Source organism: Sinorhizobium sp. BJ1, from assembly GCF_002531555.1.
Lineage (GTDB): Bacteria > Pseudomonadota > Alphaproteobacteria > Rhizobiales > Rhizobiaceae > Sinorhizobium > Sinorhizobium fredii_B.
Map to the genome: position 1 here is coordinate 19,818 of NZ_NWTH01000027.1, position 13,330 is coordinate 33,147.

Below are 13,330 nucleotides of genomic sequence, written 5' to 3' on the forward strand. Positions count from 1 at the left end.
GATGATAAAAACCGTCTCCACCAATCCCTATAGCGACCAGAAGCCTGGCACATCGGGCCTCAGGAAGAAGGTTCCGGTCTTCCAGCAGAAGAATTATGCCGAGAACTTCATCCAGTCGATTTTCGATTCGCTCGAAGGCTTTGCGGGGGAGACGCTGGTGATCGGCGGCGACGGCCGTTACTACAACCGCGAGGTCATTCAGAAGACGATCAAGATGGCGGCGGCGAACGGTTTCGGCCGCGTGCTCGTCGGCCGCGGCGGCATCCTGTCGACGCCGGCTGCCTCTAATGTCATCCGCAAATACAAGGCCTTCGGCGGCATCGTGCTGTCGGCAAGCCATAACCCCGGCGGCCCGACCGAGGATTTCGGCATCAAGTACAATGTCGGCAATGGCGGCCCCGCACCGGAAAAGGTCACGGATGCGATCTTCGCCCGCACCCAGGCGATCGACAGCTACCGGATTGTCGACGTCGCCGACGTCAACCTGGACGTCGAGGGATCGCAGCAGGTCGAGGACATGACGGTATCCGTCATCGACCCGGTTGCCGACTATGCCGAGCTGATGGAAAGCCTGTTCGACTTTTCGGCGATCCGCAAGCTGATCTCCGGTGGCTTCCGCGTCGTCTTCGATGCAATGAGCGCCGTCACCGGACCCTATGCCAAGGAGATCATCGAGAAACGGCTCGGCGCGCCCAAGGGTTCGGTGATGAACTTCATACCCCTGCCGGACTTCGGCGGCCATCATCCGGACCCGAACCTCGTCCACGCCCGCGCCCTCTACGAGACGATGATGGCGCCCGACGCGCCAGATTTCGGCGCCGCCTCCGACGGCGACGGCGACCGCAACCTGATCGTCGGCAAAGGCATTTTCGTCACCCCCTCCGACAGCCTCGCGATACTTGCCGCAAATGCGCATCTGGCGCCCGGCTACGCCAAGGGACTTGCCGGCATAGCCCGCTCCATGCCGACGAGTGGTGCCGCCGACCGCGTCGCCGAAAAGCTCGGCATTGGCCTCTATGAGACGCCGACCGGTTGGAAATTCTTCGGCAACCTGCTCGACGAGGGCATGGCGACGATCTGCGGCGAGGAAAGCGCCGGCACCGGATCCAACCACGTGCGCGAGAAGGACGGGCTCTGGGCGGTATTGCTGTGGCTGAACATCCTGGCGGTCCGCAAGGAAAGCGCCCGTGATATCGTGCGCCAGCACTGGTCCGCCTATGGCCGCAACTATTATTCGCGCCATGACTATGAGGGTGTCGACTCCGACGCCGCGAACGGCCTTATCGCCGCGCTGCGGGACAAGCTCGCCGGCCTGCCAGGCAAGAGCTTCGGCGCGCTGACGGTCGAGACCGCCGATGATTTCTCCTACAACGATCCGGTCGACAAATCGGTGAGCAAGAACCAGGGCATCCGCATCCTCTTTGAGGGCGGGTCCCGCGTCGTCTTCCGTCTCTCGGGCACCGGCACGTCCGGCGCGACGCTGCGTGTTTATATCGAACGCTTCGAACCTGACCCGGCTCGCCACGACCTCGACACGCAGGAAGCACTCGCCGACCTGATCGCCGTTGCCGACGAACTCGCCGAGATCAAGGCACGCACCGGGCGCCAGGAGCCGAGCGTCATCACCTGAGGCGCAAGATCAAATGGGGCCGCCGCGATGCGCGGCCTTCCTTCTTCCAAACTGGTGCCCCGGCACCCCCTCTGGCCTGCCGGCCATCTCCCCCACAAGGGGGGAGAATATGTGCGGCTTCCCCTCGCTTCAACCGAAAGGCTTCCGCAAGCGGAACGCCCCCGTGAGGCAGAAGAGAGCCGCGAGTCGTCTCCCCCTTGTGGGGGAGATGGTCGGCAGGCCAGAGGGGGTAGCCGGGGGCACCGATCTCGATTGCAAGATCACTACCAAGAAGGAACGCGTCCCTCATGCCGACGACCGGAATTCCACCCCTCGGCGTGACCCCCACGCCAGACGGAACGCGCTTTGCCGTCTGGTCCCACAATGCCGCGCGGATCGATCTTTGCCTGTTCGATAAGCAGGGCGAAAAAGAACTGCGCCGCCTGCCGACGACGCGCGACGGTGATGTGCACAGCATCACCCTTGGCGACGCCCCCTTCGGCACCCGATACGGCTTGCGTGCCGAGGGCGTCTACTCGCCCGACCACGGACTGTGGTTCGATCCTTCCAAGCTGCTGGTCGACCCCTATGCAGTGGAACTCGACCGCCCGTTTCGCCACGATCCGCGGCTGACGGTCTTCGGACAAGAAACGGCCGATCTCGTGCCGAAGGCGATCGTGACGGACATAAAGGCTGTGGAGCCTAAGCCGCCGCTGTTCCAGCCGGGCGGGCTGATCTATGAGGTCGCCGTAAAGCCGTTCACCATTCTTCATCCGAACATTCCGGAAAAGAAGCGCGGCACGCTGGCCGCGCTCGCCGAGCCGATCGTCATCGAGCACCTGCACCGCCTCGGTGTCTCCGCCGTCGAACTGATGCCGATCGTCGCCTGGATCGACGAGCGGCACCTGCCGCCGCTCGGACTGCATAATGGTTGGGGCTACAACCCGATCGCACCGATGGCGCTCGATCCGCGCCTGGTTCCGGGCGGCGTCAAGGAATTGCGCAAGACGGTGGACGCCCTGCACAAGGCCGGCATCGGCGTCATCCTCGATCTCGTCTTCAACCATTCCGGCGAGAGCGACCGCTACGGCACGACGCTCTCGATGCGCGGTCTCGACAATCTCACCTATTATCGCCATGTGACCGACCAGCCCGGCGAACTCATCAATGACACCGGCTGCGGCAATACCATCGCTTGCGATCACCCGACGGTGCAAAGTCTCATCCTCGACAGCCTGCGGCATTTCGTGTTGGCCGCCGGCGTTGACGGATTTCGCTTCGACCTTGCCTCCATCCTCGGTCGCGACATGAGCGGCTTTCATCGCGACGCCGCGCTTTTTGCGGCAATCGCGGCCGATCCGGTGCTGTCGGACCGGGTGCTCATCGCCGAGCCCTGGGATACCGGCCCGGGCGGCTATCAGCTCGGCAATTTTCCTCGCGCCTTTCTTGAGTGGAACGATCGCGCCCGCGACGATATCCGCCGCTATTGGCGTGGCGATCGGCACGCCATCGGCGCGCTTGCCAGCGCGCTTGCCGGCTCCTCCGACATCTTCTCTCGCTGGGGCGAGACGACGACGCGCAGCGTCAACTTCGTCGCCGCCCATGACGGCTTCACGCTCGTCGATCTCGTCTCCTATGCACGCAAGCACAACGAGGCGAATGGCGAAGGCAATCGGGACGGGCACAACGAGAATTACTCGTGGAACAACGGCGCCGAGGGCCCGACCGAGGATCCGGAGGTGGTGGCAGCACGGCGGAACGATGCCATGGCGATCGCCGGCAGCCTGTTCGCCTCGCGCGGAACGATCATGCTGGCGGCAGGGGACGAAGGCGGCCGCAGCCAGCACGGCAATAACAATGCCTATGCGCAGGACAATGCGATCACCTGGCTCGACTGGGAGGCGCTCGACCAGCAACTGGTCGACCACACGGCTGCGCTCTCCTCCATGCGCCGTCGCTTTCGCGTCTTCGCCGAGACGTCCTTCTTCACCGGCCGGGGCGACGTCGCCTGGCTGCGGCTTGACGGTCATCCGATGACGGTCGAAGATTGGGAACATCCGGCGACCGATAACCTTATCATGATGCTTGCGACCGAGGATCGGCAACAGCAGCGATCGACCCGGCTCGCCGTGGTCATCAATCGCAGCCATGCGCCGCATCCCTTCAGGCCGCCGCTGAGCCTTGAGGGCGAATGGCGCGACGCCCTCTCGGACGCCACGCTGCCGGCCTTCGCGCCCGCCCGCTCAGTCACGTTTCTTGTCGAGGTTTTCTAAAGTTTTACCGCCACTTGCTAGACGTTGCCCGGCCGGCCTATAGATCGGTCGAGAGGCCGCTGCTTCAGGACAAACCCATGCCGCACGATATTTCGCTTTCCGAGGTCAAGGCTCTGATCGGCAAAGAGATCGGCGTATCCGACTGGATCACCGTGTCCCAGAAGACCATCGACAATTTTGCCGAGGCGACAAGCGACTTCCAATTCATTCACACTGATCCCGAGCGCGCGGCGGCGGAAACGCCCTTCGGCGGCACGATTGCGCACGGGTTCCTGTCGCTCTCGCTACTCTCGGCAATGAACTACAATTGCCTGCCGAAGATCCGCGAGCAGACGATGGGCATCAATTACGGCTTCGACAAGGTGCGCTTCATGGCACCCGTCAAGAGCGGCGCCCGGGTACGAGGCCGCTTCACCATGGCCGACGCCCGCTTCCGCGGCGCCGGCATGCTGATGATCACCTATGACGCGACGGTGGAGATCGAGGGCGAACGGAAGCCGGCCCTGACAGCTGTATGGCAGACGATCATTCAGTTCGACCCGAAGGACCGGCCGGCCGATGCCTGACGCCGGGTCGGCCGACGAGACCATCCGTGCTGCATTCCGCGACCAGGCGAAATCCTGCGAAAAGCTCGGTTCGCCGTTCATGGCGCGCCTCTGCCGGCTGGCTGCGGAGCGCCTGAATGAGAAAAACACAGTGGGGCGCCGCGTTCTCCGTTGGCCAGGCGATCCATCCGCCAATGGCGACGCACTCGCGCTACGGCTGTTCGGTGCCCTTCACGCCCTTGTTCTCCTGCATCGCGACGACGAATTGGAAGGTTGCTACCCGCCCAACGATGCCGACGACGCCACATTATGGAACGCTTGTGAGGGGGCACTCGCGCGGCACGCGGATTTCATCCTTGAGCGGCTCCGATTTGCGCCGCAAACGAATGAGGTGCGCCGCTCCGGCGCATTGCTTCCCGGCTTCCTGACGATTGCCAATCTTTTCGGCAGGGGGCTCGTTCTCTCGGAGATCGGCGCCAGCGCCGGCTTGAACCTCCACTGGAACCGGTATCGTTACGTTCTCCCGAACGGTGATTGCGGCGATGAAGCTGCCGATGTTGTCATCACGCCCGAATGGCATGGTGACGCACCGAAACTCCGGTCCTTGGAATTTGTCTCACGCGCCGGTTGCGACCTCAACCCGCTGAACCCGGCGGACGAGGACGACCGGCTGCGGCTGCTCTCCTATATCTGGGCAGACCAGTTGGACCGGCTCGATCGGACAAGGAAAGCATTGGACATCGCCGCATCTGCAGGGAGGCTGGTCGAGCGCGCCGACGCGATCGACTGGCTGAAGGCCCGCCTGGCTCGCCGCTTCCCGGGCGCGGTGCACGTCATCTATCACTCGATCGCCTGGCAATACCTGCCGGCAGCCGCCCAGAGGCAAGGTGAGGCCCTGATTTCCGCCGCCGGCGCGGTTGCGACTCACGCGGCGCCGATTGCCCGGCTGCAGATGGAGGGCGACAGCCAAACGCCCGGCGCGGCACTGTCGCTTCGGATATGGCCGGGCGGTGAAAAGCACCTCATCGGCCGCGCCGATTTCCACGGCCGTTGGGTCAGTTGGCGAGGCTGGCCGGCAAGCGGCTGACCGCGACGACACGACACGCCCCGCTCACAAAGAAAAAGCGGCAGATCGCTCTGCCGCTTCCAGTTCAAAGACGCGCCTCTTCAATGCGCCGCGTCTTCAGCGCCTTCCGAAAGCAGGCCGAAGACGAAGGGCGCGAACGATCGCCAGCACTCGAGGCGGAATGTATCCTCCGCCGTTCGGAGCAGAACAATCTCCGCCTTGCCGAAAATCGTGCGCGAGCAGGCGCCGACCGGAAAGAGTGCGAGCGACAGGTCCTGCGGGCAGCCGCTGTTGATCGCCACCTCCGCGCCCGGTCCACTGACGATAATCGCCGTGTTGCGGTGGGATACATCAACCGCCGAATGCAGGGCGCCACTCGATGCGGCGGCGGCCATCAGGTCAGCACCGTCCTCGTCGATTACCAGCCACTCGTCCGGCCCGAGCCAGAGTGCGTGGCGCTTGCCGCTCGAAGCCGAGGTCTTCGGCCGCAGCGGAAGCGTCACACCGAGCGCCGCCGAAAGAGCCGGAACCGCGTCCTTGCCGGCGCGCAGCGATATCCGCGATGCGGGTGCCGCCGGCGTGAGGATCGCCGCGTGCGAACCGCCCCTGAGGCCGGCGAGCGGAGCTTTGCGAATAGCCATTGCCTGGTCAGCCATGGAGGCGACCTCCTTCCTTGTCAAAGAACACCATGTCGCTCACTTCGACGGCGATCGTCCGGTCCGCCATCGGCACGTAGAGCGTCTCACCGAGGCGGGCCTGACCGCCGGCGACCACGGCCAGCGCGATCGAGCGACCGCAATTTGGCGACCAGTAGGACGAGGTCACATGGCCGAGCATGGTCATCGGTTTCGGCTGATTCGGGTCGGCGACGATCTGCGCGCCTTCCTCCAGCACCACCTTCGGATCCTTGGTGAGCAGGCCGACGAGTTGCTTGCGGCCGTCCTTGACGAGGTCGGGCCGCTTCAGGCCGCGAATGCCGACGAAGTCCGGCTTCTTCTTCGAAACCGCCCAGGAGAGGCCGGCATCGTGGGGCGTGAGGGTGCCGTCGGTATCCTGGCCGACGATGATGTAGCCCTTCTCGGCGCGCAGCACGTGCATCGTCTCGGTGCCGTAGGCGCAGGCGCCCATCGGCTCGGCCCTAGCCCAGATCGCTTCCCAGACCGCCTGACCGTAGTCCGCCGGCACATTGACCTCGAAGCCGAGCTCGCCGGTGAAGGACATGCGGAAGAGCCGGGTCGGAATGCCGCAGATTCGCCCTTCGGCGACGCTCATGTGCGGCAGGGCCTCGTTCGAGAGATCGATGCCTTCGACGAGCGGTGCGATGATTTCGCGTGCCTTCGGACCCTGGACGGCAATAACCGCCCATTGCTCCGTCGTCGAGGTTAGCCACACCTTGAGATTTGGGAACTCCGTCTGGAGATAGTCTTCCATATGGTGCAGGACGCGCGGCGCGCCGCCGGTCGTCGTCGTCACATGGAAGCGATCCTCGGCCAGCCGGCCGACGACTCCGTCGTCATAGACGAAACCGTCGTCGCGCAGCATGATTCCGTAGCGGCAGCGGCCGGGCTTCAGATTGTCCCAGGCGTTCGTGTACATGAGATTGAGGAACTTGGCGGCATCGGGGCCGACCACCTCGATCTTGCCGAGCGTCGACGCATCGAAGACGCCGGCCACCTCGCGGACGGTCTTGCACTCGCGGGCGACCGCCTCATGCATGCTCTCGCCCGCCTTTGGATAGAACCAGGCGCGCTTCCAGTTGCCGACATCCTCGAACTCGGCGCCCTGCGCCTCCTCCCAGGCATGCATAGGCGTCTTGCGGGCCGGATCGAACAGGCTGCCGCGCGAGTGGCTGACGATCGCGCCGAAGGTTACCGGCGTATAGGGCTGGCGGAAGGTCGTCAGCCCCACCTCGGGAATCCCCTTGCCGAGCGCTTCCGCTGCGATCGCGAGCCCGTGCATGTTGGAGAGCTTGCCCTGGTCGGAGGCCATGCCGTTGGTGGTGAAGCGCTTGATATGCTCCACCGAGTGCATGCCCTCGCGCACGGCAAGGCGAATGTCCTTGGCGCAGACGTCATGCTGGAAGTCGATGAAGGCCTTGACGGTCGTGTCTGGTCCTGCCCCTTCGGCAGCCCCGGTCATGCCGCCAGTCCATTCAAAGGCGTTCTGACCGTTGAGCGCGACCTGCGCACCACCTTCTGCGCCGGCGGCCCGGGCCGCCAGTTCGCCGGCGGCAAGCGCCTCGTCGATCGTCGCCTGGATATCATCGGTGCCGTTGCAGGCGCCGATCGAGAGGCAGTCCTGCGCATAGGTGCCAGGCAGGAAGCGCTCCGTCGCCGCATCGAACTTCACCTTGCCGCGCGATTGCGAGAAGAGATGCACGGACGGCGTCCAGCCGGCCGAGACGAGTAGCGCATCGACGGTGATCTTTCGCGCTCCGCTGCCGCCGTTGCGGGCGACGGTGATCGAGGCGATCCGAAGCTTGCCCGTGGTGTTGACGACGGAGTGACCCGTCAGCACTTCGATGCCGAGGTGTCTCGCCTCCGCCAGTACCGCTTCGCTCGGCCGTTCGCGGCAATCGACGATCACCGGCACGCCAACGCCCGCCCTCTTGAGGTCGAAGGCGGCCTCGTAGGCGGAATCGTGCGCCGTGTAGATGGCGACCTTCTTGCCGACCGCGACGCCGAAGTGGTTGAGATAGGTGCGCCCCGCCGAAGCCAGCATGATGCCCGGCCGGTCGTTGTTTGCGAAGACCATGTGGCGCTCGATCGCGCCGTTGGCGAGAATGACCTTCTTGGCGCGTATCTGCCAGAGCCGCTCACGGGGCAGCGCCTTGTCCGGAGCGGCGAGATGGTCGGTCACCCGCTCGACCAGTCCGACGAAGTTGTGGTTGTAATAGCCGAAGCCCGTCGTGCGGGTCAGGACGGTCACGTTGTCCATGCCGGCAAGCGCCTTGCCGGTCTCCTGTGCCCAGGCATAACCCGGCTTGCCGTCGACGACGGTACCGGAATCGTAGCGGAGCGCCCCGCCGACTTCCGGCTGTTCATCGCACAGGATGACCTTCGCGCCGGCCTTTGCCGCCGCGAGTGCGGCCGCGAGACCGGCTATGCCGGCGCCGACCACCAGCACGTCGCAATGGCCGTAGCGGCTGGCATAGTGATCCGGATCCGCTTCCGTCGGAGCAACGCCAAGACCGGCGGCGCGGCGGATGAACGGCTCGTAGAGGCTGTGCCACGCCGCCTTCGGCCACATGAAGGTCTTGTAGTAGAAGCCGGCGGCGAAGAAGGGCGACAGGAGATCGTTGAAGCCACCGATATCGAAGGCGAGCGACGGCCAGCGGTTCTGCGAGGAGACCTTCATGCCGTCGAAGACTTCCTGCACGGTGGCGCGGACGTTCGGCTGCCGCCGCGCTGCGTCACGAGAGACATCGAGAAGCGCGTTCGGCTCTTCCGCACCGGCGGAAAGAATGCCGCGCGGACGGTGATACTTGAACGACCGGCCGACGAGATGGATGTCGTTGGCGATCAGCGCCGAGGCGAGCGTATCGCCCTCGAGCGCCGTCAGCGTGCGGCCGTCGAAGGTGAACCGGGCGGTGCGCGCCGGCGTCAGGCGTCCCGCCCCCGAAATGCGATTGACCCCGCTCATTGGGCTGCTCCTTCCAGGGCCTCGTAGGTTTCGACCGTCGCGCTCGTCTTCGGCTGCGCATCGAGGTCAGGCTTCGGCTCGCCCGCCTTGTAGGTCGTGAGGAATCGATCGGCGACTGTGTCGCGCGCCGCATTGAAGAAGCGGCCGCAGCCATGGATGTGCCGCCATCTCTCGAAAATCACGCCCTTGGGATTATCGCGCAGGAAGAAATAGGCCTCGAATTCCTCGTCGCTGATCTCGGCGATATTGGTCGGACGAGCGATATGGGCATCGCCGGCATTGCGGAACTCGAGCTCGGAGCGCTCTTCCTCGCAGTAGGGGCAGTAAATCAGAAGCATCTGGAATGTCCTCGCATCAGAGCGCCGTGCCTTCCACGGAAGGCACAAAGGCCGCTCTATCCTTCAACTCTAGTGCGCAACGGCGGCAGCGGCGGCCTCGTCGATGAGCCGCCCGGTGCGGAAGCGCTCGAGCGTCAGCCCCGCAGCGAGCCTGTGCGGCTCCCCGCGTGCGATGAGATGGGCAAAGAGATTGGCCGAGCCCGGCGTCGCCTTGAAGCCGCCCGTTCCCCAGCCGGCATTGAGGTAAAGGCCCGGGACAGGTGTGACGCCCTGGATCGGCGAACGGTCCTGCGTCACGTCGACGATGCCGCCCCATTGCCGCATCATCTTGACGCGGCGGAACATCGGAAAGAGCTCGCAGATCGCGTCGAGCGTATGGGTGATGATCTGCAGCCCGCCGGTCTGCGAATAGGAATTGTACTGGTCGGTACCGGCGCCGATGACGAACTCGCCCTTGTCGGACTGCGAGATATAGGCATGCACTGAGTTCGACATCACCACGCAGGGGAAAATCGGCTTCAGCGGCTCGGAAACCAGCGCCTGCAGCGGCTGGCTCTGCAGCGGCACGCGCACGTCCGCCATCTGCATCAGCACGGACGAGTGGCCGGCCGCGGAAATGCCGACCTTCTTCGCGCCGATGAAGCCGCGATTGGTATCGACGCCGGTGACTCGGCCGGTTTCGTCGCGGCGGACGCCGGTCACTTCACAGTTCTGGATGATGTGTACGCCCCGGTCAGACGCCGCACGCGCATAGCCCCAGGCGACCGCGTCATGGCGCGCCGTGCCGCCGCGCCGCTGGAGTGCAGCGCCGTTGATCGGGTAGCGGGCGGTCTTGGCGATATCGAGCGGCGGGCAATAGGCCTTGGCCTGCTCCGGTGTCAGCCATTCGTTGTCGATGCCGTAAAGCCGGTTGGCATTGATGTGCCGTTTGAAGGACTGCTGGTCGTGGATGTTGTGCGACAGCATCATCACGCCGCGCGGCGAATACATGACGTTGTAGTTCAGATCCTGCGACAGGTTTTCCCAGAGCTTCAGCGAATGCTCGTAGATGTCCATGCTCTCTTCATAGAGATAGTTGGACCGGATGATCGTCGTGTTGCGGCCGGTATTGCCGCCGCCGATCCATCCTTTTTCAAGCACGGCGACATTGGTGATGCCGTGCTCCTTGGCCAGATAATAGGCAGCCCCAAGGCCATGCCCGCCGCCGCCGATGATGATCACATCATATTGCGGGCGTGGCTCCGGCGAGGCCCAGTGGGGGCCCCAGCCCTTGTGGCCGCGCAGTGCCTCGCGCGCCACGGCAAAAACAGAATATTTGCGCATCCGCCTGCTACTCCCTGAACCCCAAAAAACGTTCCGTCGGCGTTAGAAATCGCAAATCCGGTGGCGACGCAACGTTTCTTTTGCGACGCGATCCGGCGGACTTCGGCGGACTTGCGACATGGCGACAAACTGCGACGAGGCTTCGTACGCGCCCGACCTTCCTTCCGGCGGGCGCGCAATTTTCCCCTTGAGCGACGATCTCGCCGCTGGACTTTCGGACCGTCATCTGGTATCCGCTCCTCTTAATCGTAGAGCTTTCGGCTCGGCGAACGCAGACTTATTGCCTCCCAAACCTGATGGTGAGGCTTACAACTCGAACAAAGGAACGGGATTCACGTGCAGGTACTTGTCCGCGATAACAATGTCGATCAGGCGCTTCGCGCACTCAAGAAGAAGATGCAGCGCGAAGGCATTTTCCGCGAAATGAAGATGCGTGACTTCTACGAAAAGCCGTCCCAGAAGCGTGCGCGCGAAAAGGCCGAAGCCGTCCGCCGCGTTCGCAAGCTGGCCCGTAAGCGCGCGCAGCGTGAAGGCCTTCTGGCCCGCTGATTGGCCGTTATTTCGACGCTTTCTAATGTAAATCGTGGCGGGGGCGAGGCATCGCCGCCGCCATTTTGATATGGACACCCGGTCCGTCGGCAGTCTAGCGTGACTGCTGTATCAACTGGCGACGGTTAGCCGCCCGGAACAGGCCGGACGGTTCACCCGAGGCGCTCTTATAGCCCCGGAGCCCCGCGCCTTCGCCGCTCTCCGTAAAGGAAAGCACTGGGACCCTGTCGCTTTTGAGGGATCGACTTTGACACTTGCTGCCATGACTGCGGACGTCTCCGGTTTCACCATCCACGAGGCGCACCGCCGCCACCAGCGCAATCCGAAGCTTGCCGCCATGCTGATACTCGGCTCGGCCCTGCTGCTTGCCGGATGCCAGACCGACACCGCCTCCGAATCGATGATCCGCGTTGAACGGGCGCAGGGCTCGGAAGAAAACATTGCCTCGCTGTCGAGCGTCATCGCCTCCAATCCGAGCGACCCGGAAGCCTATAACGTGCGCGGCTCGGCTTACGGCCGCGCCGGCGAATTCCGCCGGGCACTTGCCGATTTCGACCAGGCGATCAAGCTCAACCCGAGTTTTTACCAGGCCTATGCCAACCGCGCGCTCGTCCACCGCAATATGGGCAACCAGCAGGCCGCTCTCTCCGATTACAACGCGGCACTGCAGCTCAACCCGAATTACGACGTTGCCTATATCGGCCGCGGCAATCTCTACCGCCAGGCCAACCAGCTCGACGCCGCTTTCAACGATTTCAACAAGGCGGTCCAACTCGACACCACCGACCCTCGTGCCTATCACAATCGCGGCCTGATCTATCAGGCCCGCAACGATCACGCGCAGGCGATCGAGGACTTTTCGACGGCGATCTCGCTGTCCCCGAGTTCGCCGGAGCCCTATAACGGCCGCGGCATTTCCTATGTAGCGCAGGGCGACGACGACAACGCCTTCTCGGATTTCAACACGGCCATCAACCTCAACGGCAAGCTGGCCGAATCCTGGGCCAACCAGGCGCTGGTCTACGAACGCCGCGGCGAAAAGGCCAGGGCGCAGAAGTCCTATTCGCACGCGCTGCAGCTCGATCCGAAATACGAGCCGGCCCGCGTCGGGCTTGACCGCGTCAAAGCCATGTCCTGACCCTAGGGCCTTTCCTTCCCAAGCGCCCGTGGCATTGCCGCGGGCGTTTTTGTTTGCCGGCAGCGGCGGCGTGCGCGTCCCCGGCATATCGGCGATTGCGGAACCATCACGAGCTCAATCTGTTTGACTGTGACCTCAACATGGAGATCACCCATGATCAAACAGACCTTCCTTGCGGCGGCGGCCCTTGCGGCCCTTTCGGGTGCGGCACCCGCCCAAAACTATGTAGCGCTCGGCCGCCTCACCTGCGGCTCCGAAGGCGGCACTGGGCTCATCATCACCTCCACGAAGAACCTGATGTGTACCTTCAAGCCTGCGGATGGTTCGCCCGGAGCCGTGTATGCCGGCAAGATCACGAAAATCGGCATCGATATCGGATCGACCGGCAAGACCGTGATGATCTGGGATGTGCTGGCGAAGACCGGCACACCATTCACCGAATATGCCCTGGCCGGTGAGTATGTCGGCGTTGGCGCCGATGCGAGCTTTGCAGTGGGGGGCGGAGCAAAGGTCATCGCCGGCGGCACGAACAAGGCCTTCATGCTGCAGCCGGTCAATGTCCAGGTCCAGGAGGGACTGAACGTCGCCCTCGGCATCGATCACCTGGTTCTGGCGCCGGCAGGTTGACCCCGTAGATAGCGGAGAGGCCCCGTGGGGCCTCCTCGCCCCTCCCCTGCCGCAACCCTCTCGTTCCTCGACATGAAAGCCTACTGGATGTTTCCTTAAATCGTGCTCGATTAGGGACAAAAACATGCAGCAATTCAAAGTGCTACAGCGACCTTTGTGCGTCTCACAAGACGCACGGTGCTGTAGGCGACTTGCGCGTCGAAGCAAGGCGCGCCACTGT

Annotated in this window: 11 protein-coding genes; 7 read left to right on the top strand and 4 right to left on the bottom strand. The window is 63.9% G+C overall.

Translation table 11 applies throughout. From position 1 onward, the window contains the following. The first annotated feature begins 1 nt into the window (after position 1). The 4 genes from CO676_RS26175 to CO676_RS26190 all read left to right on the top strand — a co-directional run bounded on the left by CO676_RS26175 (position 2) and on the right by CO676_RS26190 (position 5,514). Positions 2–1,630, top strand: a complete 1,629-nt coding sequence (locus CO676_RS26175; protein WP_097523223.1) for an alpha-D-glucose phosphate-specific phosphoglucomutase — start codon at positions 2–4, stop codon at positions 1,628–1,630. A gap of 287 nt (positions 1,631–1,917) precedes the next feature. After that, on the top strand, positions 1,918–3,882 hold the full coding sequence (gene glgX / locus CO676_RS26180) for a glycogen debranching protein GlgX (protein WP_097523224.1): 1,965 nt from the start codon (positions 1,918–1,920) through the stop codon (positions 3,880–3,882). A 77-nt stretch (positions 3,883–3,959) separates the two neighbouring features. Continuing rightward, on the top strand, positions 3,960–4,448 hold the full coding sequence (locus tag CO676_RS26185) for a MaoC family dehydratase (RefSeq protein WP_014765953.1): 489 nt from the start codon (positions 3,960–3,962) through the stop codon (positions 4,446–4,448). Continuing rightward, entirely contained in the window at positions 4,441–5,514 is a 1,074-nt protein-coding gene (locus CO676_RS26190; protein WP_097523225.1) for a DUF2332 family protein, read from the top strand. Before CO676_RS26185 ends, CO676_RS26190 begins: the two co-directional genes overlap by 8 nt. A gap of 80 nt (positions 5,515–5,594) precedes the next feature. On the opposite strand, the gene CO676_RS26195 is transcribed toward CO676_RS26190, so the two are convergent. The 4 genes from CO676_RS26195 to CO676_RS26210 all read right to left on the bottom strand — a co-directional run bounded on the left by CO676_RS26195 (position 5,595) and on the right by CO676_RS26210 (position 10,796). Beyond that, entirely contained in the window at positions 5,595–6,149 is a 555-nt protein-coding gene (locus CO676_RS26195) for a sarcosine oxidase subunit gamma (RefSeq protein WP_097523226.1), read from the bottom strand. Next, positions 6,142–9,135, bottom strand: a complete 2,994-nt coding sequence (locus CO676_RS26200; protein WP_097523227.1) for a sarcosine oxidase subunit alpha — start codon at positions 9,133–9,135, stop codon at positions 6,142–6,144. Before CO676_RS26200 ends, CO676_RS26195 begins: the two co-directional genes overlap by 8 nt. Next, entirely contained in the window at positions 9,132–9,473 is a 342-nt protein-coding gene (locus CO676_RS26205) for a sarcosine oxidase subunit delta (RefSeq protein WP_014765957.1), read from the bottom strand. Before CO676_RS26205 ends, CO676_RS26200 begins: the two co-directional genes overlap by 4 nt. A gap of 69 nt (positions 9,474–9,542) precedes the next feature. Beyond that, positions 9,543–10,796, bottom strand: coding sequence for a sarcosine oxidase subunit beta family protein (locus tag CO676_RS26210; protein ID WP_014765958.1), 1,254 nt, complete (start codon positions 10,794–10,796; stop codon positions 9,543–9,545). A gap of 336 nt (positions 10,797–11,132) precedes the next feature. Here CO676_RS26210 and rpsU point away from each other — a divergent pair, with 336 nt between their 5' ends. From rpsU to CO676_RS26230, 3 genes are all read left to right on the top strand, one after another. Then, complete coding sequence (gene rpsU / locus CO676_RS26220; protein WP_012709405.1) at positions 11,133–11,345, top strand: 30S ribosomal protein S21; 213 nt, start codon at positions 11,133–11,135, stop codon at positions 11,343–11,345. A 247-nt stretch (positions 11,346–11,592) separates the two neighbouring features. Continuing rightward, positions 11,593–12,483: a tetratricopeptide repeat protein gene (locus CO676_RS26225; RefSeq protein WP_014765959.1), complete on the top strand. Its 891-nt coding sequence runs from the start codon at positions 11,593–11,595 to the stop codon at positions 12,481–12,483. Between the two features lie 153 nt (positions 12,484–12,636). Then, positions 12,637–13,110 (top strand): DUF992 domain-containing protein, encoded by a 474-nt coding sequence (locus tag CO676_RS26230; RefSeq protein ID WP_014765960.1) that lies wholly within the window; start codon positions 12,637–12,639, stop codon positions 13,108–13,110. The last annotated feature ends 220 nt before the right edge of the window (positions 13,111–13,330 follow it).

Coding starts and splice junctions, on each gene's coding strand:
- CO676_RS26175 (WP_097523223.1), top strand. CDS start 2: ATGATAAAAACCGTCTCCACCAATCCCTATAGCGACCAGAAGCCTGGC.
- glgX (WP_097523224.1), top strand. CDS start 1,918: ATGCCGACGACCGGAATTCCACCCCTCGGCGTGACCCCCACGCCAGAC.
- CO676_RS26185 (WP_014765953.1), top strand. CDS start 3,960: ATGCCGCACGATATTTCGCTTTCCGAGGTCAAGGCTCTGATCGGCAAA.
- CO676_RS26190 (WP_097523225.1), top strand. CDS start 4,441: ATGCCTGACGCCGGGTCGGCCGACGAGACCATCCGTGCTGCATTCCGC.
- CO676_RS26195 (WP_097523226.1), bottom strand. CDS start 6,149: ATGGCTGACCAGGCAATGGCTATTCGCAAAGCTCCGCTCGCCGGCCTC.
- CO676_RS26200 (WP_097523227.1), bottom strand. CDS start 9,135: ATGAGCGGGGTCAATCGCATTTCGGGGGCGGGACGCCTGACGCCGGCG.
- CO676_RS26205 (WP_014765957.1), bottom strand. CDS start 9,473: ATGCTTCTGATTTACTGCCCCTACTGCGAGGAAGAGCGCTCCGAGCTC.
- CO676_RS26210 (WP_014765958.1), bottom strand. CDS start 10,796: ATGCGCAAATATTCTGTTTTTGCCGTGGCGCGCGAGGCACTGCGCGGC.
- CO676_RS26230 (WP_014765960.1), top strand. CDS start 12,637: ATGATCAAACAGACCTTCCTTGCGGCGGCGGCCCTTGCGGCCCTTTCG.